A 19,240-nucleotide genomic window follows, 5' to 3' on the forward strand; every position below is an offset into this window, starting at 1 on the left:
AGAAAAATGATCCGTCATACCGTCGTGTTCACGCTGAAGCACCCGCCGCATTCGCTGGAGGAAAAGAGGTTTCTCGCCGACGCCAAGAGTATCCTCGCCGCGATCAAGGGCGTCACCCATTTCGAGCAGTTGCGGCAGGTCAGTCCCAAGAACGACTATCGCTTCGGCTTCTCGATGGAGTTCGCCGATCAGGCCGCCTATACGCGATACAACGACCACCCCGATCATGTCGCATTTGTCCGCGACCGTTGGCTGCCGGAAGTCGAAGCCTTCATGGAGATCGACTACGTGCCGCTCGGCTGGAGTTAGGATCCAGTCACTCCGACGACCGCGTTCGACCCAAAGTGGTCATCGCAAAGCCCAACGAGGCGGCAGCTATCGAGCGCGAAACTCACCTTCTGGCGGTCTTTGGAGAATGGTTTCGATCTCAGCCATCACGGTCTCAGGCAGCGGCCCAAACTCCAGGGCCGCGGCGTTCTCGACAGTCTGCCTGGGAGTTTTTGCGCCGGGGATGGGGTGAATGTTGCCGCCTTTCGACAGCAGCCAGCACAAGGCCCCCTGACCGAGCGTCCGCCCACCGGCGGTGAGCAAGTCGCGGATTGCATCGATCTGCCTGGTCAAGTCGGAACGGGCGCGCGATGCTTCAAAATATACCTGCCAATCCGCGGGAACCGACCTGACATCGTCGGATGGAACCGTCCGTCCATCCGAGAATTTCCCCGTCAACACGCCCATGGCGAGCGGCGACCGGATCAGCTGCGCCAAGCCGTTATCATGTGCGGTTTTGCACATGGACGGCGCATCGAAGAAGACATTCATCGCATGCTGAACCGTTGAAAAGCCGCTCCGGTCAGCGAATGCCTCGACGCTTGGCGGAAAGTCCGTGCTCCAGCCATAGCTTCGAATATCGCCAGCCTGGACAAGTTGCTCCAGGACCTCGAACGCGGGTGACGCATCTTCGATCGCAAGATCGTTCAGGTGAAGCAGCATCACGTCAATGCGATCGCGGCCCAGTCGGCGGAGGCTCTCAGCAACCGACCAGCGCACATAGTCGGGGTCGAACCTTGCGCCCATCATCTGGCGGGAATCCGGATCGAAGGAATGGCCGAACTTCGACACGATGACTGCTTCCGAACGGCCCGAGAGCGCCTCGCCCAAAAGCTCCTCCGAGTGCCCGGCCCCATACACCGCCGACGTGTCGAAAAGCCGAATTCCACCATCCCATGCCGCATGAATGGCCTTCACGGATTGGCTGTCGTCGGCGCCGGAATATCCGACCGCACTCTTTCCTGACCAAAAGGGGCCGCCGATTGCCCAGCAACCCATGCCGATCCGCGATCCCAGGTGAATTTTTGTTGCCATATTCATGTCTCCGCACGCTGCCCGGTATTGATATGGCGCCAGATCGACCTCAGATGGAGTCGACAAAAATGGAGAGGGCAATGCATGAATGAAATGGATGTCGACTGGTCGGATCTGAGAATCTTTCTGGCAGTCGCGCGCGATGGAAGCCTTTCGTCCGCAGCCAAGGCCGTTGGCCAGAGTGCGGCAACGCTGAGCCGACATATCGTCGATCTTGAGCGGGCGCTGGGCGCCGAGTTGTTCTCCCGGCTGCCATCCGGCTATGAGCTAACAGCGGCAGGTCGAGCGCTGACGTCTCAGGCGGAGACCATCGAGCAGCGGTTCCTGGATATCGCCAGGGAGTTCTCGCGACGAAACGTGTCGGCGCCCATCCGTGTGTCCGCTGGCACCTGGATGACCTGGTACCTGGCACGCAACATCGAAAAACTGGGGTTGAGCGACCGGAATATCGTCTTCAGCGCCGTTGAAGAGGTGCAGAACATAGGCAGGCGCGAGGCATTGATCGGGATTCGGAACCGGAGGCCGTCCGAGCAGGGAGTCGCGGCTCGCAGGACAAAGACCGTCGCATTTGCTCCCTACGCACATCCGAATGCTGTTCGAAAGACTGATTGGATCGCGGCTACAGTGAACACGCCATCGGCAATCTGGGTGCGCGCCAACAAGCGAGATCAAATACGCTTTGAAGTCACCCAGCCGCGCTCGCTCCTCGACCTCGCGCTTGCCGGCGCCGGCCATGTGGTGTTGCCCTGCTTCGTTGGCGATGCCCACAACGATCTGGTCCGCACCGATGATGTGATCGGGGAGTTGTCACATGAGCAATGGCTGGTGGTGCACGGCGATGATCGCAAATTGCCGGAGGTGCGCGCGACAATCGACAGGATCGCGCGGCTCATTGGTTCGGATCGAGCCTTCGACGGCAAGAGTTGAACGTGCGCAGTCCACCAGCCGCGGACGATCCCGTTCAAACGAGGGCGCTAGTCGGCCACCTTCCACTGCTCGCGTGACTGGCTGGCAGGATAGACGCCGAGGACGCGCATTTCGCGCGAGAAGAAGCGCAGCTCGTCGAGCGCCAGCTTGACCAGTGGATCGTCGGGATGGCCCTCGATATCGGCGTAGAACAGGGTCGCGGTGAAGGCGCCTAGCTGGTAGCTCTCGAGCTTCGTCATGTTGATGCCGTTGGTGGCGAAGCCGCCCATGGCCTTGTAGAGCGCGGCCGGCACGTTGCGAACGCGGAAGATGAAGGTCGTCATCATCTTGACGTCCGGCGCCGGGCGCTCAGCCCAGTGCTTGTTCTTGGTCAGCACGACGAAGCGGGTGACGTTCGAGTCCGTGTCCTCGACATTCTTCTCGATGATGTCGAGCCCGTAGAGCTCTGCGGCCAGCGCCGGGGCGAGCGACGCCATGGTGCGGTCCTTGATCTCGGAAACCAGCTTCGCCGAACCCGCCGTGTCGCCGGCGACCACCGGCTTCCAGCCATTCTTGCGGATGTATTTGCGGCACTGGCCGAGCGCATGGATATGGCTGTGCACGGTCTTGATCTCTTCGCGCTTCACACCCGGCAGCACCATCAACTGGAAGTGGATCGGCAGGAAATATTCGCCGACGATGTGCAACTTCGATTCCGGCAGGAGATGATGGATATCGGCGACACGCCCGGCGATCGTGTTCTCGATCGGGATCATGGCGAGTTCGGCCTTGCCGGTCTCGACCGCGTTGAAGGCATCCTCGAAGGTCGGGCACGGCAACGGCACCATCGCCGGGAACATATTGCGGGAGGCGGTGTCGGAATTGGCGCCCGGCTCACCCTGGAACGATATTCTGTTGGTCTTTTCAGGCATGCCCAAATCTCAGTTTGAAAGGATTTCTCTGGCGCGTTCGAGATCTTCCGGCGTGTCGACGCCGAGCGGCAGCGACTGGACGATCTCGGCGTCGATGCGCATGCCGGCCTCCAGTGCCCGCAACTGCTCCAGCCGCTCGCGCCGCTCCAGCGGCGACGGTTTCAGGGCAACGAAGCGCTCAAGCGCCGAGCGCCGATAAGCGTAGAGGCCGATGTGATGGTACAGCGGCCCCTCGCCCCAGGGCGCGGTGGCGCGCGTGAAATAGAGCGCCCTGAGCCGCGTCGCCGACTGCGGCGAGCCGACGATCTTGACGACGTTCGGATTGGTTTTTTCCTCGTCGCGGACGATCTCGACGCCGAGCGTGGCGATGTCGACCGATGCGTCCTCGAAGGGCCTTAGCGCCGCGCCGATGATCTCAGGCTCGATTGTCGGCAGGTCGCCCTGGACATTGACGATGGTTTCGACCTTACGGTCGGGGTCGAGGACGGTCAGCGCCTCGAAGATGCGGTCGGAGCCGGATTGGTGATCGGCACGGGTCATGACCGCCTCGAAACCGTGCGCACGCACTGCGTCGACCACTGCTTCGCTATCCGTCGCCACCACCACACGGCCAAGCCCAGCCTCGGCGCCGCGGCGGGCGACCTGCACGATCATCGGCGCGCCGGCAATGTCGGCCAGCGGCTTGCCCGGCAGGCGGGTCGAGGCCATGCGGGCCGGGATGAGGATGAGCGTGGACATCGAGGTTGCGGGGCGTTGGAAAAGCGGATGGGAAAGTGGCAAAAGGTCTCACTGGAAGCGCCCTTATAGGTGTTGCAACGCCAGAGCAAAAGACCTAGTTTCCGCCCGATTTGACCGCCCCAGCGGGGCGGGCCACGATACCGACGGACGGAGTGGACGGTCGGTCCGCCGGAAAAGGGAGCAAGGGGCGTATGGATTCCAACGAAGTCAACAAGCTGCTCGCCGGATTCCTTGGCACCTGTTTCATCGTCTTTTCCGTCGGCATCGTCTCCGACGCGCTGTTTGCTTCGCCCGCGCCCGAAAAGCCCGGCTTCGCGATCGAGGCGACCGAGCCAGCCGAAGGCGGAGCGGCTGGCCCGGCGACGGAAGCCAAGCCGATCGCCGATCTTTTAGCCACCGCCAATGCCGAGGCGGGCGCTGCCGTGTTCAAGAAATGCCAGGCTTGCCATACCGGCGAAAAGGGCGGTCCGAACAAGGTTGGCCCCGATCTCTGGGATCTTGTCGACCGCCCGGTGGCCGAGCATAAGGGCTTTGCCTATTCGGCCGGCATGAAGGATTTCTCCAAGGGCGGCGCCGAGAAGTGGACCTACGACAACCTCAACCACTTCCTCCTTTCGCCGAAGAAGTTCGTGAAGGGCACGGCAATGGGTTTCGCCGGCCTGGCGAAGGACGAGGATCGCGCCAACGTCATCGCCTATCTGCGCACGCTGTCCGACAATCCGAAGCCGCTGCCGGCGCCAGGGGCCGCCGCCGATGCCACCGCGCCGGCGAAGCCAGCCGAAGGCGCAGCACCAGCCAAGCCGGCCGAAGGTGCGGAGCCCGCCAAATAACGAATTTGTCATGCGGACATTCACAGAAAAGCCGGGTTCAGCCCGGCTTTTTTGTTAGGAAAACCGCATGTGCGGCGACAAAGCCCGTCCATTGCGGTTTTCACGGGCGTCAAATGATCTAAATTGCCTGTGGACGTGCATCGCGAAGAGGAGAACGCATGACGGTTGGCCGAACGGTTCTCAGGTCGTTGCTGGCGGCAGCGCTTTTGACCGCCGGGTTGCAGGCGGCCCATGCGGATGAATGGCGCACCACCTCCTCGCTGATCGGCCCGTCCAAATACGGCGACAAATTCCAGCACTACGACTACGTCAATCCCGACGCGCCCAAGGGCGGCACCTACAATTCAGTGCAGCTTGGCACGTTCGACAGCTTCAACCCGTACATCGTGCAGGGGTCGCCGGCCGCCGGCCTTGTCGGGTTCGGTGGCGGCCTGCTCTACGACACGCTGATGGATCAGGCGACCGACGAAGGCAGCGTCAGCCACCCGCTGATTGCCGACGCCTACAAATATCCTGATGACTATTCCTCGGCGACCTACCGGCTCGACCCACGCGCCAAATGGCATGATGGCCAGCCGATCACCGTCGACGACGTGATCTGGTCGTTCCAGGTGCTGAAGGCCAACAGCCCGCAATATAGCCGCTATTTCGAGAACGTCACCGACGCGGTCGCGATCTCGGACCGCGAGGTCGAATTCCACTTCAACCAGAAGGGCAACCGCGAACTGCCGAAGATACTCGGCGACCTCGCCGTGCTGCCGAAACACTGGTGGGAAGGCACCGACGCCAACGGCAAGAAGCGCGACGTCACCAAACCGACGCTGGAAGTGCCACTCGGCTCCGCCGCCTACAAGATCGCCAGCTTCAAACCGGGCTCGGAAGTCGTCTGGCAGCGTGTGCCCGACTACTGGGCCGCCAAATTGCCGGTGAAGATCGGCCGCGAGAACTTCGACACGGAGCGCTTCACCTATATCCTCGACGACAACGCCGCCTGGCAGGCTTTCACCAAGGGCGGCTTCGACGATATCAAGCCGGAAAACAGTTCGAAGCGCTGGAAGACATTCTATGATTTCCCGGCGGTCAAGGCCGGCGACGTCATCAAGCAGGAATTCAAGACCACCTCGCCCGAGCCGATGCAGGCTTTCATGCTCAACCAGAGGCGTCCGCTATTCCAGGATCGCCTGGTGCGCGCCGCGCTGACCTACCCCTTCGACTTCGAGACGATGAACCGCACGCTGTTCTTCGGCTTCAACACCCGCACCAGCAGCTACTTCCAAGGCACGGAACTGGCGTCGAGCGGCCTGCCGCGAGGCAAGGAACTGGAAATCCTGGAACAATACCGCGGCAAGCTGCCGCCGGAGCTGTTCACGCAGGAATTCAAGCTGCCGGTCTATGATTCACCGCAGGCGGAGCGGAAGTACCTGAAGCAGGCCGTCGACCTATTCGCCCAGGCCGGCTGGGTGATCAAGGGCGGCAAGATGGTCAACGCCAAGACTGGCGAGCCGTTCAAATTCGAAATCCTCGGCACGAACGACACGGACCAGGTCATCTCCGGCCCCTATATCGCTAATCTGCGCAAGATTGGCGTCGACGCCACGCTGCGCTTCGTCGACCAGAGCCAATACGTCAACCGCGTCAACCATTTCGATTACGACGTCATCATCGGGCAGCTTGGGCAGTCGGAATCACCCGGGAATGAGCAGCGCGACTTCTGGAGTTCGAAGGCGGCCGATACGGTGGGATCGCGCAACTATTCCGGTATCAAGAGCCCGGTCGTCGACGCTCTTGTCGACCGCATCATCTTTGCCACCGACCGCGACGATCTCGTCGCCGCCACGCACGCGCTCGATCGGGTGCTTTTGTGGAACTACTATGTCGTGCCGCAATACTATCGGGCCGTGGTGTGGCTCGCCCATTGGAACAAGTTCGGCATTCCTGCAAAGCAGCCGAGTTACAGGGGGGCCGACACCGACTCTTGGTGGATCGATCCTGAGAAGGAAAAGGCGCTGGCCGCCAAATACAAGGGTGGCAATTGATGGGAACGCTTTCCCGCCGCGACGTCCTGGCGCTGGGCGCCGCGGCCAGCGCGGCAGCGCTGCTGCCCGGCCGCGCCTTCGCCGCCATTCCGACCGGCGTCAAAATGCACGGACTGTCGGCCTTCGGCGATCTCAAATACAAGCCGGACTTCACCCATTTCGACTACGTCAACATCGACGCGCCGCAGGGCGGCACTTTCAACTTCTCGCCGCCTAATTGGAATTACAACCAGAACACGGAAACCTTCAACACGCTGAATTCCTTCACGCCGAAGGGCGATGCGCCGCCACGCATGGGGATGTGTTTCGATTCACTGATGGCCAGGGCGCTGGACGAGCCGGATGCCGTCTACGGCCTGATCGCAGACGGCGTGACCATTTCGGACGACCGCAAGAGCTTCGACTTCTCGTTCAGGCCGCAAGCGCGCTTCCACGACGGCACGCCCCTGACCGCCGAGGACGCCGCCTTCACTTTCAAGCTGTTCAAGGAAAAGGGCCATCCCGACCTATCATTGTCGCTCACGCATCTTGAGGATGCGGTCGCCGTCGATCCGCGCACGCTCAGGCTGAGCTTTTCCGGCAAGCACTCCGCCCGTACCATCCTCAACGTCGCCGAATTCCCGATCCTGTCGAAGGCCTTCTACAACGCTAATCCCTTCGATTCCTCGCAACTGAACCCTCCGCTCGGCTGCGGCGCTTACAAGGTCGGGCGATGGTCGGCGGGGTCGTGGATCGAATATGAGCGCGTCGCCGACTATTGGGGCAAGGATCTCCCGGTCAATCGCGGCCAGAATAATTTCGAGCGCATCCGCATCGAGTTCTACCAGGACCGCACCGCCGGTTTCGAGGCCTTCAAGAAAGGCGAGATCCTCTACCGAGAGGAGTTCACGTCGCGGGTGTGGGCGACGGCCTATGACTTTCCGGCCCTCATCGCCGGCAAGGTGGTCAAGCACGAATTTCCCGCTGAAACAGTCCCTTCCATGCAGGCCACCGCCGTCAACCAGCGGCGTGAGCAGTTTCGCGACGCGCGCGTGCGGCAGGCGATCGCGCTCTGCTTCGACTTCGAATGGACGCGGCGCAACTTCTTCTACGGCTCCTACGAACGCTCGCAATCCTGCTTCGAGAAATCGGACTATCGTGCCGAAGGCGCGCCCTCGCTTGAAGAACTCGCTCTGCTGGAGCCGCTGCGTGACAACCTGCCGCCGGAGACCTTCGGAGAGGCGGTGACGCAGCCTGCCTCGGACGGTTCAGGGCGGGACCGCAAAATGTTGGGGAAGGCTGCGAAACTTCTCGCCGAGGCCGGCTGGAAACGTTCCGGCGATTTCGCTGTCAACGACAGGGGCGGGCGCCTGTCAGCCGAATTCCTGGTCGACGACGACACCTTCGTGAAGGTCTATTCGCCCTGGATCGCCAATATGAGGGCGGTCGGCATCGACGCCACGATAAGGTTGGTCGATCCAGCGCAATACCAGCTCAGGCAGTCGAACTTCGATTTCGACCTGATCTCGGTCGCCTTCTCGTTTTCGGCGACACCGACCCGCGACGATGTAGAGATATTCTTTCATTCGAGCACGGCGACGGTGTCCGGCTCGCGCAACCTGCCGGGTATCTCAAGCCCGGCCATTGACACACTGATAGACGCGGTCGGCGCCGCCAAGGACCGCGAAAGCCTGACCGTCGCAATGCGGGCACTCGATCGGGCCTTGCGTGCGCGGCGCGATTGGATTCCAAGTTGGTTCCTGGCGAATCACCGAAGCGCCTATTGGGACATGTTCGGCTTTCCCGAGCAGAAACCCGATTTCGGCTTTCCGGTCGAAGCGCTGTGGTGGTTCGACAAGGGCAAGGCGGCAAAAATTGGCAAAGCCTGACATTCCAGTTCGCGCAGGGCCGGCAGCCTGATGGGCGCCTATATACTCCGCCGCATCCTGCTGATGATCCCGACGCTGTTCGGCATCATGGCGATATCGTTCGCCGTCATCCAGTTCGCGCCCGGCGGGCCGGTCGAACAGGTCATCGCCAGGTTGACCAACCAGGGCGGCAGCGACCGCCTCGGCGGTGGCGGTGGCGATGCCGGCGGCAGCAATGTCGATGTGGCCGGCGACGTCAGCTCGAAATATCGCGGCGCGCAGGGGCTCGACCCAGAATTCATCAAGAAGCTGGAAAAGCAGTTCGGCTTCGACAAGCCGCCGCTCGAGCGCTTCGGCATGATGCTGTGGAACTATGCCCGCTTCGATTTCGGCGACAGCTATTTTCGCGACATCTCGGTACTCGACCTGATCCTGGAAAAGATGCCGGTGTCGATCTCGATCGGGCTGTGGATCACGCTTTTGTCCTACCTGATCTCGATCCCGCTCGGCATCCGCAAGGCGGTCAAGGACGGCTCGACCTTCGACGTCTGGACCAGCGGCGTCGTCATTGTCGGCTATGCCATTCCCGGCTTCCTGTTCGGCATCATGCTGATGGTGCTGTTTGCCGGCGGATCCTTCTGGGACTGGTTTCCCTTGCGCGGCCTCACCTCCGACAATTGGGACCAGCTGTCCTGGTCAGGCAAGATCGTCGATTATTTCTGGCACATGACCTTGCCGCTGACCGCGCTGGTGCTGTCGGCCTTCGCGACGACGACGCTTTTGACCAAGAACTCCTTCCTCGAGGAGATCCGCAAGCAGTATGTGGTGACCGCGCGGGCCAAGGGCCTGTCGGAGCGGAAGGTGCTCTACGGCCATGTCTTCCGCAACGCCATGCTTATCGTCATCGCCGGCTTTCCGGGCGCCTTCATCTCGGCCTTTTTCACCGGCTCGCTGCTGATCGAGAACATCTTCTCGCTCGACGGTCTCGGCCTGCTCGGCTTCAGGTCGGTGGTCGAACGCGACTATCCGGTGGTGTTCGCCAATCTCTACATCTTCTCGCTGCTCGGCCTGTTCGTCGGCCTGCTATCGGACCTGATCTACACCTGGGTCGATCCGCGCATCGATTTCGAGCGGAGAGACGTCTGATGGCAGAGGCCGCTGCCGGCACGGCGCCGGAACGGATCGCCCGGCCCTGGCTGTCGCCGCTCAACAAGCGGCGCCTGCAGAACTTCAGGGCCAACCGGCGCGGCTACTGGTCGCTGTGGATCTTCCTGTTCCTGTTCGTGCTGTCGCTGTTTTCCGAATTGATCGCCAACGACAAGCCGATCATCGCCTCCTACAAGGGCGAGATCCTGTTTCCGGTGCTGGTCGCCTATCCGGAAGAAAAATTCGGCGGCTTCTATGCGGTCACCGATTATCGCGATCCGGTCATCCAGGACGAGATCAATGCCAATGGCTGGATGATCTGGCCGCCGGTGCGCTACTCCTACCAGACCGTCAACAACGCCATTCCCGAGGCGGCGCCCGCCAAGCCTTCCTGGCAGTATGACGTCAAGACGCGCTGCAGCCAGTACCCGCAAGGAGCGGCCGACCCCAATTGCATCGTCGGCAACTGGAACTGGCTGGGCACCGACGACCAGGCGCGCGACGTGCTGGCGCGCGTGATCTATGGCTTCAGGATCTCGGTGCTGTTCGGCCTGATCCTGACTTTCGGTTCGGCGCTGATCGGTGTCGCGGCCGGTGCCGTGCAAGGCTATTTCGGCGGCTGGACCGACCTGCTGTTCCAGCGCTTCATCGAAATCTGGTCGGCGATCCCGGTGCTCTATCTGCTGTTGATCGTCGCCGCCATCCTGCCGCCCGGCTTCTTCATCCTGCTCGGGCTGATGCTCTTGTTCTCCTGGGTGGCGCTGGTCGGCGTGGTCAGGGCCGAGTTCCTGCGCGCCCGCAACTTCGAATATGTCAATGCGGCCCGCGCACTCGGCGTGCGCAACCTCACCATCATGTTCCGGCATCTGTTGCCCAACGCCATGGTGGCGACGTTGACCTTCCTGCCGTTCCTGCTCAGCGGATCGATCTCGACGCTGACCTCGCTCGACTATCTCGGCTTCGGCCTGCCGCCCGGCTCCGCCTCGCTCGGCGAATTGCTGAAGCAGGCGCAGCGCAACCTCAACGCGCCGTGGCTCGGCATTTCCGGCTTCGTCGTCATTTCGCTGATGCTGTCGCTGCTGGTCTTTGTCGGTGAGGCGACGCGCGACGCCTTCGACCCGCGCAAGACGTTCAAATGAGCGACGCCCTGCTCTCCGTTCGCGACCTCAGCGTCGCCTTCGCGCAAGGCGGCAGCCAGTCGATGGCCGTCGACCACATCTCCTTCGATATCGCCAAGGGCGAGACGGTGGCGCTGGTCGGCGAGTCCGGCTCCGGCAAGTCGGTCTCGGCGCTGTCGGTGCTGAAGCTGCTGCCCTATCCGAGCGCCAGCCATCCTTCGGGAAGGATCCTGTTCCATGGTGCCGACCTGCTTGCCATGAGCGAGAAGCAGCTTCGCCGGGTGCGCGGCAACAAGATCACCATGATCTTCCAGGAGCCGATGACCTCGCTCAATCCGCTGCACACGATCGAGCAGCAGATCGTCGAGGTGCTGAAGCTGCACCAGGGCCTCGGCGATCGCCAAGCCAGGGCGCGTACGCTGGAACTGCTCAACGAGGTCGGCATCCGCGAGCCGCAGAAGCGGCTCGACGCCTATCCGCATCAGCTGTCCGGCGGCCAGCGCCAGCGCGTCATGATCGCCATGGCCCTGGCCAACGAGCCGGAGCTGCTGATCGCCGACGAGCCGACCACGGCGCTCGACGTCACCGTGCAGGCTCAGATCCTCGAACTGCTGGCGGGGCTGAAGAGCCGCAAGGCAATGTCGATGCTGTTCATCACCCATGATCTCGGCATCGTGCGCAAGATCGCCGACCGGGTCTGCGTGATGACCAAGGGCAAGATCGTCGAGACCGGACCGACCAAGGATATCTTCGCCAACCCGCAGCACGCCTATACCAGGCATTTGCTGGCGGCCGAGCCGAAGGGCAAGCCGCCGGCCGCCAACGCGGCCGCCAAGCCGGTGATGACGGGCAGCGACATAAAGGTCTGGTTTCCGATCAAGAAGGGCTTCTTCCGCCGCACCGTCGACAATGTGAAGGCGGTCGACGGCATCGACGTCACCGTGCGTGCCGGCCAGACGCTCGGCGTCGTCGGCGAATCCGGCTCGGGCAAGACGACGCTTGGCCTGGCGCTGGCCAGGATGATCTCATCGACCGGGACCATCCAGTTCAACGGCCGCGACATCAACCAGTTGTCCTTCAACGCCATGCGGCCGCTCAGGCGCGAGCTGCAGATCGTGTTCCAGGATCCGTTCGGCTCGCTCAGCCCGCGCATGTCGGTGTCCGAGATCATCGAGGAAGGCTTGAAGATCCACGAGCCGAAACTGTCGCCGGACCAGCGTGACGAGCGCGTCGTCGATGTGCTGAAGGAGGTCGGGCTCGATCCGGCCACCCGCAACCGCTATCCGCACGAATTCTCGGGCGGCCAGCGCCAGCGCGTCGCCATCGCGCGCGCCATGGTGCTCAACCCGCGCTTCGTCATGCTGGACGAGCCGACCTCGGCACTCGACATGAGCGTGCAGGCGCAGGTCGTCGATCTCCTGCGCAGCCTGCAGGCCAAGCATGATCTGGCCTATCTGTTCATCAGCCACGATCTGAAAGTCATCCGCGCGCTTGCCAACGACGTCATCGTCATGCGCAATGGCCAAATCGTCGAAGCCGGGCCTTCCGAACAGATTTTTGGAAACCCGCAAACCGACTATACTCGGGCGCTGATATCGGCCGCGTTCAAGATCGAGACGGCGCCGGCCGGCATCGTCAGCGAGTAGGCTGAAGAAACAGGGAAAAGCATCCGCAGATGGAAAAAGGCCGTATCCTGCTTGCCGTTACCGGCTTTCATCCGCAGCGCTGGCGCGAGCTGCTGTCGGCCGAGCGCGAGGTGGTGCTCGAGCCGGACGGCGCCAGCGATCCCTCGATCACTTACGCGGTGGTGTGGAAGCAGAAGCCGAACCTTCTGTCGAAACTGCCCAATCTGCGCGCCATCTTCTCGATCGGCGCCGGCGTCGACCATATCTTCGCCGACCCAGGCCTGCCGGACGTGCCTATCGTCAAGGTCGTCGCGGACAACCTGACCCAATACATGACCGAATATGTCGTCTGGCGGGTGCTCGACCATCACCGCCAGGGCATGCTCTACCGCGCGCAGCAGCAGAAGAAGACCTGGCACGAGCCGCCGCAGCGCCCGGCCGGCGACATCTCCGTCGGCATCATGGGGCTCGGCAATCTCGGCCGCGCGGCGGCGTCGGTGCTGTTGTCGCTCGGCTTTGCCGTCAACGGCTGGTCGCGCAGCGAGCATCCGATGAAGGGCGTTTCCACCTATGCGGGCGATGCCGGGCTGATCCCGTTCCTCAACGCCACGGACATGCTGGTGGTGCTTTTGCCGCTAACCGCCCAGACACAGGGCATCGTCAACTACAATCTCCTGAAGGAGCTCAGGAAGCGCAACGGCCTCGGCGGCGCGGTGCTGATCAATGCCGGGCGCGGACGGCTGCAGAAGGACGCCGACATCTTGCGCGCGCTGAAGGACGGGACGCTGAAGGAAGCGAGCCTCGATGTCTTCGAGGTCGAGCCGCTGCCGAAGACCAGCCAGCTATGGGCGCATCCGAAAGTGTTCGCCACGCCGCATGCGGCGGCGACCTCCGACCCCGTCCACCTGGTGCCGATCATGCTGCGGCAGATGGCGGCTTACGAGCGCGGCGAAAAGCTGGAGAACCTGGTGGATCGCAAGGCGGGTTACTGAGGCTTGGCCTTCATCCGGTCTTGGCGCCTGGCAGAGCAAAAGTTTCCTTCTTCTTCGGCTTGCCGCAGTCGCGGCGCTCGATCGACCGGTTCATGGCATCGATCTCGCCGGTTGCCTTGTCGCTATCGCGCTTGGCCTTGGAGCGCATGTCGGGCGTGAACGGGCCGAAGCCCATTGCGGGATTGGAGAAGGTCGGCTTTGCCGTCGTTGAAAGCTTGTATTGCTGCGCCACCCCGTTGCGCTGCGCCAGCAATTGATCGCAAGGCACGTTGTCGTATTGCAGCGAGGACTGGACATTTTCGTCCTGGCGTTCCGCCATCGAGTTGCCGCCGACACAACCGGCCATAGCCAGGCAAGATGCCAAAACCACCAAGTTCCAGCGCATGGGATCTGCTCCGTGTTGATGCCCGCCCCGTGCCACCCGGCCACGCGATTCGGGCTTTTTCGCAGCGGAGATGCGCCGGTCGGCGGGACAGAGGGGTAGGAAGGATCACAACATCGGTGGTTTTGGACGCTTCTCCGCCACCACAGCCAGACCATCAATCGGCTCACGGCGGTCGTGCCGGATGATCGTGCTTTCCATCGACAGGACCGAAAAGCCGTTGGCGGCCAGAAGCTGCCTGACATACGCATGCGAATGCGCATAGCGGCGTGACGGCTGCAGCGCGAAGCCACCTTCGCCCACCAGTGTCTCGACGGAGAAGGCAAACAGGCCGTCACCGGCAAGCAGGCCGGCGATCCTGCGGACCACGTGCTCGAGCGCGCCGACATAGATGAACACGTCTGCCGCCACGACCAGATCGGCTTTCGGACCGGCATACGAGAAATCCTGCAAGTCAGCCTTGGCGAGCAGGTCGTAGACGCCCTTGGCGCGTGCCTTCTTCAGCATGGCGGCGGAGATGTCGTAGCCCTCGAGCCGGTCGGCGATCGGCCGCAGTCTCTGCCCCATCAGGCCGGTGCCGCAGCCGAGATCGAGCGCCAGCCGGAAACGTCCCGGCCTTGCTCTCCGGATGGCCTGATTGAGAAAGTCGGGCAACTGGTAGCCGAGCTTGTCGACCAGCGACTCCTCGAAGCTCTCGGCATAGTGGTCGAACAGCATCTCGACGAAGGCGCTGGGCGGTGCCGCGGCGGCCAGCGCCTTGCCGATCAACTGCAACTTCAGCGCGGCGCCCAGCCGATCCGCCGGCTCCAGCGTCAGCGCCATGGTCCAGGCTTGCGCCGCCTGATCGGGTGCGGCCACCTCCTGCATCTCGCCGAGACGGAACCAGCCGGCCGCCCATTGCGGCGCCAGCTCCAGCGCTCCGAGCAGCAGTTCGGCCGCGGCTGCCGGCTCGCCGGAAGCGTAAAGCATCTCGGCGAAGTCGGCGCGACGGTCGGCGGTCAGATCGCCGGACGTGGCCTGGAACGGTTTCATGGCGAAAGGACCCCGCCGGCGGAAGCAGCCGGCGGCTGGCTGTAGGACGAGTCAGCAGTCTCTTGCAACAGGCTTCCCGCGGCTGAATTAGCAACTATCTTGGCGGGATGCGCGCCAGCGACCTGCTCCATCCCCGGCCGGAAGGCCTTTACTGCCCGCCCGGCGATTTCTTCATCGACCCGGTGCGGCCGGTCAACCGTGCGCTGATCACGCATGGCCATTCCGACCATGCCCGCTCCGGCCATCGCTCCGTGCTCGCCACAAGGCAGACGCTCGACATCATGGGGCTGCGCTACGGCGAGGATTTTGCCGGAGCGACGCAAGCTGCGGTACTTGGCGAAACGATGGCGCTCAACGGCGTCTCGGTCAGTTTTCATCCGGCCGGCCATGTGCTCGGTTCGGCGCAGATCGCGGTCGAGCACCAGGGCCTGCGCGTCGTCGCGTCCGGCGACTACAAGCGCCAGAAGGACGCCACTTGCGAGGCCTTCGAGCCAGTCCGCTGCGACGTGTTCATCACCGAGGCGACCTTCGGCCTGCCGGTCTTCCGCCACCCGCCGGATACGGAGGAGATCGCGCGATTGCTGAAATCGGCGGCGCAGTTTCCCGAGCGCTCGCATCTGGTCGGCGCCTATGCGCTCGGCAAGGCGCAGCGCGTCATGCGGCTGCTGCGCGACGCCGGATACGACAGGCCGATCTACATTCACGGCGCGCTGGCCAAGCTCAGCGAATACTACCAGAGCCAGGGCATCGACCTCGGGCAGCTCGATCCGGCAACGGTCGACAGCGGCGGCAAGGAGGACTTCGCGGGCGCCATCGTCGTCGGCCCGCCATCGGCCTTCGCCGACCGCTGGGCGCGGCGCTTTCCCGATCCGATCTCCTGCTTCGCCTCCGGCTGGATGCGCATCCGCCAGCGCGCCAAGCAGGGCGGTGTCGAGCTGCCGCTGATCATCTCCGATCATGCCGACTGGGACGAGTTGACCGCCACGATCAAGGAGACGGGGGCTGAGGAGATCTGGGTGACGCATGGCCGCGAGGAGGCGCTGGTGCGCTGGTGCGAACTGGAGGGCATCGCGGCCCGGCCGCTGCATTTGGTCGGGTATGAGGACGAGGGCGATTGATGATGATCACCGGCGTGCGCCCAGCGGTGCGTCCATGAACCGCTTCGCCGAACTCCTCGACCGTCTCGTGCTGACGCCGTCGCGCAATGGCAAGCTGACGCTGCTCATCGATTACTTCCGCAACGTCGAGGATCCGGATCGCGGGCTGGCGCTGGCGGCGATCACCGGCGACCTGTCGATCGCAGCGGTCAAGCCGGCGATGCTGCGCGCATTGGTGGTCGAGCGCATGGACCCGGTGCTGTTCGGCTATTCCTACGACTATGTCGGCGACCTCGCCGAGACCATGTCGCTGGTCTGGCCGCAAACGCCCGGACATATCCCGAACCGGGAGCCGACGCTCGGCGAGGTCGTGGCGAAACTGCAGGCGGCCAGCCGCTCCGACGGGCCAAAAGTGCTGGCCCGGCTGCTTGACAGCGCCGGCATCTCGGCCCGCTTCGCCATCATCAAGCTGGTCACCGGCGGCTTGCGCATCGGCGTCTCGGCGCGGCTGGCCAAGCAGGCGCTGGCCGAATTCGGCAAGGTCGACGTCGCCGAGATCGAGGAATTGTGGCACGGGCTGACACCGCCCTATGCCGGGCTGTTCGCCTGGCTGGAGGGCAAGGCGGACAAGCCGCAAAGGACGGCGTCGGCACTGTTCCGGCCGGTGATGCTGTCCAACCCGGTCGGTGACGGTGATCTCGAAAAGCTCGATCCAGCCGACTATGCCGCGGAGTGGAAGTGGGACGGCATCCGCGTCCAGGCGGTCTGCGAAGACGGCGTGCGCCGGCTCTATTCGCGCACCGGCGACGACGTCTCCGGCGCCTTTCCCGACCTCGCCGACGCCATGCATTTTTCCGCCGCGCTCGACGGCGAACTGCTGGTCGGCGAACCCTCGGCGACCGGCACGTTTTCCGACCTGCAGCAGCGGCTGAACCGCAAGACCGTCACGCCGAAAATGCAGCAGAAATATCCGGCCTTCATGCGCTGCTACGACGTGCTGCAGATCGGCGGCGAGAATTTGCGCGCGCTGCCCTTCCGCGAGCGCCGGCTCCGCCTCGAGACCTTCGTCGGCACGCTCGACCCCAGCCGCTTCGATCTTTCACCGCTGGTCGCATTCGAGGACTGGCAAGCACTGGAACAGCTGCGCCAGGCGCCGCCGCATCCGATCATCGAAGGGGTGATGCTGAAGCGCTGGGATTCGCCCTATCTCGCCGGCCGGCCGAAAGGCCCTTGGTTCAAATGGAAGCGCGATCCGCACACGGTCGACGCGGTGCTGATGTATGCCCAGCGCGGCCACGGCAAGCGATCGAGCTTCTACTCGGACTATACGTTCGGCGTCTGGTCGGGTCCGGAAGGCGCGGAAGAGCTGGTGCCGGTCGGCAAGGCCTATTTCGGCTTCACCGACGAGGAGCTGAAGCAGATCGACAAATATGTCCGCGACAACACCGTCGAGCGCTTCGGTCCGGTGCGTTCGGTGCGCGCCGACCGCGCGAACGGGCTGGTGCTTGAAGTCGCGTTCGAAGGGCTCAACCGCTCGACCCGGCACAAATCGGGCGTCGCCATGCGCTTTCCGCGCATCTCGCGGCTGCGCTGGGACAAGCCGGCAGCCGAAGCCGACCGCATCGAGACGCTTCAGGCGCTGCTTGATCACTAGCGCGTGTCCGCAAAAGTGTGTGGCGGTTTTGGGATAACGACACGCGCAGAAACAACAAGATTTACTGCGCGATCGAGACGCGGATTTCGTAGATGTCGACCGACTTGCCCTGCTTGTCGAAGTCGGAATTGATGGCGATCGTGCCGGCGGCACCGGGGGCCTTGTCCGGGAATTGCACGTCGAACAGATATTCGTTGCGCTCGTGGCCGACGGCGTAGCGCTTGCGGCCGCAATCGCCGAGCTCGCCGAAATTGCAGTCGACCGAAATCTGCGTCTCCTTGCCCTCTTCGGAACGGGCGACGATGTCGAACACCGCGTGCTTGCCGGCGAGCTTTTCCAGCACGCCCTGGCCGACATCGAAGGCGATGGCCGAGCCGGAGGTGCCGGAGCGGATGCGCAGGAACGAGCCGGTGTCGTCCTCCATCACCTCGGCCTTGGCATCGGAGGGTGCCGCGACATGGGTCGGGTCGGCGGGCGAAAACACGTTGATCCAGTCACGCGCCTGTTCGGCCTCGCTGGCCTTTTCCGGCGAGCCGGCAGGCGGCGTGAAGTCGTCGTCCTCGACCGTCGGCGGCGCCTCCGGCGGAGCCGTATCGAGCTGGGCCGGCGTCTTGAACACGCCGGTCTGCTGGGCGAAATAGAGGCCGATGCCGGCCGCGGCGAGCAGCGTCACGCCAAGGAAGATCGCGGTCAGCGGCAGGCGCCGCCCTCTTATGCGCCGCTCGTCGCGGTCCGGCGCCACCTCGGCCTCGCCGCTCTCTGTCGAGACGGCGGCCGGAGAATCGAGCTCCGGCGCACCGGGAAGCACCGCATCCGGCATGATATCTGGAACGACAGGCAGGACGCGCGACCTTGGCGCGTCGGATGCAAGCGGCTGGACCGGCCCGTCGACGACGACGGCGGGTGACGGCGCGGCTTCCGCCGCAGCCACCGTCGGTGCCTCCACGGCGGGCGCTGCCGCGTCAGTTTCCATCTGCAGGGCAATATCGGAAACCGCCGGCAGGAATTCGGACTCGATCTCGGTGATCTTGGCCTGCACCGCCTTGCGGCGCTTGATGGCGACTTCCACCGTCACGTTCGGATTGGCCTGGAGCACACGGTCCAGCGCGGCAAAGGCCGAGCGGTAGACCCGCTCGCGAAACGCACGGTCGTCGGCATTGCCCTTGTCGAAGGCGTTCCGGATCGCTTTTTCGATCGGGTCCAAGCGAATTCCCTCTGCACGTTCGCTCACATTGCCATGATCGTTAGCCGCAGGCGACCAATCAATCAACAAGCGAGCAGCCGCATTCTGCTCCGGGCATGCATCCAGGGCCTATTTCGGCGGTTTTCAGCAAGAGAATCAACAGATTTCGCCTGATCTCCCGGCGCCTTCGAGCGCAACCTGCCCGCGCGCCGCCGTCCGAGCGGCCGGCGGATGCGTGCCGCTGGAGTCTGGGTTCGGCGGGGAACACCAACACGAATTGCCGGTCCCTGCTTGAAATTGCGGCCGCCCATCTTGAATTCCCACCTAGTTGAGTCTATCACGCAGCCCATCTTGGAGGCC

General features: G+C 63.4%; 17 protein-coding genes. 11 read left to right on the forward strand and 6 right to left on the reverse strand.

Going from position 1 to position 19,240, the window contains the following annotated elements; translation table 11 throughout:
• The first annotated feature begins 6 nt into the window (after positions 1-6).
• Entirely contained in the window at positions 7-309 is a 303-nt protein-coding gene (locus AC1RUK_RS24490; RefSeq protein ID WP_481838593.1) for a Dabb family protein, read from the forward strand.
• Between the two features lie 66 nt (positions 310-375).
• On the opposite strand, the gene AC1RUK_RS24495 is transcribed toward AC1RUK_RS24490, so the two are convergent.
• Positions 376-1,362 carry an aldo/keto reductase gene (locus AC1RUK_RS24495; protein WP_481838592.1) on the reverse strand — a complete coding sequence of 329 codons (987 nt, stop codon included), beginning with the start codon at positions 1,360-1,362 and terminating at the stop codon, positions 376-378.
• A gap of 84 nt (positions 1,363-1,446) precedes the next feature.
• Here AC1RUK_RS24495 and AC1RUK_RS24500 point away from each other — a divergent pair, with 84 nt between their 5' ends.
• Entirely contained in the window at positions 1,447-2,289 is an 843-nt protein-coding gene (locus AC1RUK_RS24500; protein ID WP_481838591.1) for a LysR family transcriptional regulator, read from the forward strand.
• Between the two features lie 47 nt (positions 2,290-2,336).
• On the opposite strand, the gene AC1RUK_RS24505 is transcribed toward AC1RUK_RS24500, so the two are convergent.
• Together AC1RUK_RS24505 and AC1RUK_RS24510 are read right to left on the reverse strand one after the other, a co-directional pair.
• On the reverse strand, positions 2,337-3,200 hold the full coding sequence (locus AC1RUK_RS24505; protein ID WP_481838590.1) for a prephenate dehydratase: 864 nt from the start codon (positions 3,198-3,200) through the stop codon (positions 2,337-2,339).
• Between the two features lie 9 nt (positions 3,201-3,209).
• Positions 3,210-3,938 (reverse strand): 3-deoxy-manno-octulosonate cytidylyltransferase, encoded by a 729-nt coding sequence (locus AC1RUK_RS24510; RefSeq protein ID WP_481838589.1) that lies wholly within the window; start codon positions 3,936-3,938, stop codon positions 3,210-3,212.
• Between the two features lie 191 nt (positions 3,939-4,129).
• On the opposite strand from AC1RUK_RS24510, the gene AC1RUK_RS24515 reads away from it, so the two are divergent.
• The 7 genes from AC1RUK_RS24515 (at position 4,130) to AC1RUK_RS24545 (ending at position 13,532) form a co-directional block, all read left to right on the forward strand.
• Positions 4,130-4,768 carry a c-type cytochrome gene (locus tag AC1RUK_RS24515; RefSeq protein WP_481838588.1) on the forward strand — a complete coding sequence of 213 codons (639 nt, stop codon included), beginning with the start codon at positions 4,130-4,132 and terminating at the stop codon, positions 4,766-4,768.
• Positions 4,769-4,926: 158 nt separating this feature from the next.
• A complete protein-coding gene (locus AC1RUK_RS24520; protein WP_481838587.1) occupies positions 4,927-6,804 on the forward strand; it encodes an extracellular solute-binding protein in 1,878 nt (625 codons plus the stop codon).
• Entirely contained in the window at positions 6,804-8,672 is a 1,869-nt protein-coding gene (locus tag AC1RUK_RS24525; protein WP_481838586.1) for an extracellular solute-binding protein, read from the forward strand. Before AC1RUK_RS24520 ends, AC1RUK_RS24525 begins: the two co-directional genes overlap by 1 nt.
• A 30-nt stretch (positions 8,673-8,702) precedes the next feature.
• Positions 8,703-9,797, forward strand: a complete 1,095-nt coding sequence (locus tag AC1RUK_RS24530) for a microcin C ABC transporter permease YejB (RefSeq protein ID WP_006202912.1) — start codon at positions 8,703-8,705, stop codon at positions 9,795-9,797.
• Positions 9,797-10,936 (forward strand): ABC transporter permease, encoded by a 1,140-nt coding sequence (locus AC1RUK_RS24535; RefSeq protein ID WP_436170664.1) that lies wholly within the window; start codon positions 9,797-9,799, stop codon positions 10,934-10,936. The genes AC1RUK_RS24530 and AC1RUK_RS24535 overlap by 1 nt, the downstream gene beginning before the upstream one ends.
• Positions 10,933-12,561 carry an ABC transporter ATP-binding protein gene (locus AC1RUK_RS24540; protein WP_436170663.1) on the forward strand — a complete coding sequence of 543 codons (1,629 nt, stop codon included), beginning with the start codon at positions 10,933-10,935 and terminating at the stop codon, positions 12,559-12,561. The genes AC1RUK_RS24535 and AC1RUK_RS24540 overlap by 4 nt, the downstream gene beginning before the upstream one ends.
• Positions 12,562-12,590: 29 nt before the next feature.
• Entirely contained in the window at positions 12,591-13,532 is a 942-nt protein-coding gene (locus AC1RUK_RS24545; RefSeq protein WP_481838585.1) for a 2-hydroxyacid dehydrogenase, read from the forward strand.
• Between the two features lie 10 nt (positions 13,533-13,542).
• Here AC1RUK_RS24545 and AC1RUK_RS24550 read toward each other — a convergent pair whose 3' ends face one another.
• Positions 13,543-13,851 (reverse strand): hypothetical protein, encoded by a 309-nt coding sequence (locus AC1RUK_RS24550; RefSeq protein ID WP_481838584.1) that lies wholly within the window; start codon positions 13,849-13,851, stop codon positions 13,543-13,545.
• A 171-nt stretch (positions 13,852-14,022) separates the two neighbouring features.
• Complete coding sequence (locus AC1RUK_RS24555) at positions 14,023-14,946, reverse strand: class I SAM-dependent DNA methyltransferase (protein WP_481838583.1); 924 nt, start codon at positions 14,944-14,946, stop codon at positions 14,023-14,025.
• A 107-nt stretch (positions 14,947-15,053) separates the two neighbouring features.
• Between AC1RUK_RS24555 and AC1RUK_RS24560 the strand changes: the two genes are divergently transcribed.
• Both AC1RUK_RS24560 and AC1RUK_RS24565 read left to right on the forward strand, forming a co-directional pair.
• Positions 15,054-16,064, forward strand: coding sequence for a ligase-associated DNA damage response exonuclease (locus AC1RUK_RS24560; protein ID WP_481838582.1), 1,011 nt, complete (start codon positions 15,054-15,056; stop codon positions 16,062-16,064).
• 34 nt (positions 16,065-16,098) lie between these two features.
• Positions 16,099-17,697 carry a cisplatin damage response ATP-dependent DNA ligase gene (locus AC1RUK_RS24565; protein ID WP_481838581.1) on the forward strand — a complete coding sequence of 533 codons (1,599 nt, stop codon included), beginning with the start codon at positions 16,099-16,101 and terminating at the stop codon, positions 17,695-17,697.
• Positions 17,698-17,758: 61 nt separating this feature from the next.
• Here AC1RUK_RS24565 and AC1RUK_RS24570 read toward each other — a convergent pair whose 3' ends face one another.
• Complete coding sequence (locus AC1RUK_RS24570) at positions 17,759-18,901, reverse strand: hypothetical protein (protein ID WP_481838580.1); 1,143 nt, start codon at positions 18,899-18,901, stop codon at positions 17,759-17,761.
• Positions 18,902-19,240 lie beyond the last annotated feature (339 nt).

The organism is Mesorhizobium monacense, from assembly GCF_056781675.1.

Excerpts from the sequence above, each read along its gene's own strand:
- AC1RUK_RS24530 (WP_006202912.1), top strand. The coding sequence starts at position 8,703 with ATGGGCGCCTATATACTCCGCCGCATCCTGCTGATGATCCCGACGCTG.
- AC1RUK_RS24555 (WP_481838583.1), bottom strand. The coding sequence starts at position 14,946 with ATGAAACCGTTCCAGGCCACGTCCGGCGATCTGACCGCCGACCGTCGC.
- AC1RUK_RS24500 (WP_481838591.1), top strand. The coding sequence starts at position 1,447 with ATGAATGAAATGGATGTCGACTGGTCGGATCTGAGAATCTTTCTGGCA.
- AC1RUK_RS24535 (WP_436170664.1), top strand. The coding sequence starts at position 9,797 with ATGGCAGAGGCCGCTGCCGGCACGGCGCCGGAACGGATCGCCCGGCCC.
- AC1RUK_RS24525 (WP_481838586.1), top strand. The coding sequence starts at position 6,804 with ATGGGAACGCTTTCCCGCCGCGACGTCCTGGCGCTGGGCGCCGCGGCC.
- AC1RUK_RS24540 (WP_436170663.1), top strand. The coding sequence starts at position 10,933 with ATGAGCGACGCCCTGCTCTCCGTTCGCGACCTCAGCGTCGCCTTCGCG.
- AC1RUK_RS24490 (WP_481838593.1), top strand. The coding sequence starts at position 7 with ATGATCCGTCATACCGTCGTGTTCACGCTGAAGCACCCGCCGCATTCG.
- AC1RUK_RS24565 (WP_481838581.1), top strand. The coding sequence starts at position 16,099 with ATGAACCGCTTCGCCGAACTCCTCGACCGTCTCGTGCTGACGCCGTCG.
- AC1RUK_RS24550 (WP_481838584.1), bottom strand. The coding sequence starts at position 13,851 with ATGGCGGAACGCCAGGACGAAAATGTCCAGTCCTCGCTGCAATACGAC.
- AC1RUK_RS24510 (WP_481838589.1), bottom strand. The coding sequence starts at position 3,938 with ATGTCCACGCTCATCCTCATCCCGGCCCGCATGGCCTCGACCCGCCTG.
- AC1RUK_RS24560 (WP_481838582.1), top strand. The coding sequence starts at position 15,054 with ATGCGCGCCAGCGACCTGCTCCATCCCCGGCCGGAAGGCCTTTACTGC.
- AC1RUK_RS24545 (WP_481838585.1), top strand. The coding sequence starts at position 12,591 with ATGGAAAAAGGCCGTATCCTGCTTGCCGTTACCGGCTTTCATCCGCAG.
- AC1RUK_RS24520 (WP_481838587.1), top strand. The coding sequence starts at position 4,927 with ATGACGGTTGGCCGAACGGTTCTCAGGTCGTTGCTGGCGGCAGCGCTT.
- AC1RUK_RS24495 (WP_481838592.1), bottom strand. The coding sequence starts at position 1,362 with ATGGCAACAAAAATTCACCTGGGATCGCGGATCGGCATGGGTTGCTGG.
- AC1RUK_RS24505 (WP_481838590.1), bottom strand. The coding sequence starts at position 3,200 with ATGCCTGAAAAGACCAACAGAATATCGTTCCAGGGTGAGCCGGGCGCC.
- AC1RUK_RS24515 (WP_481838588.1), top strand. The coding sequence starts at position 4,130 with ATGGATTCCAACGAAGTCAACAAGCTGCTCGCCGGATTCCTTGGCACC.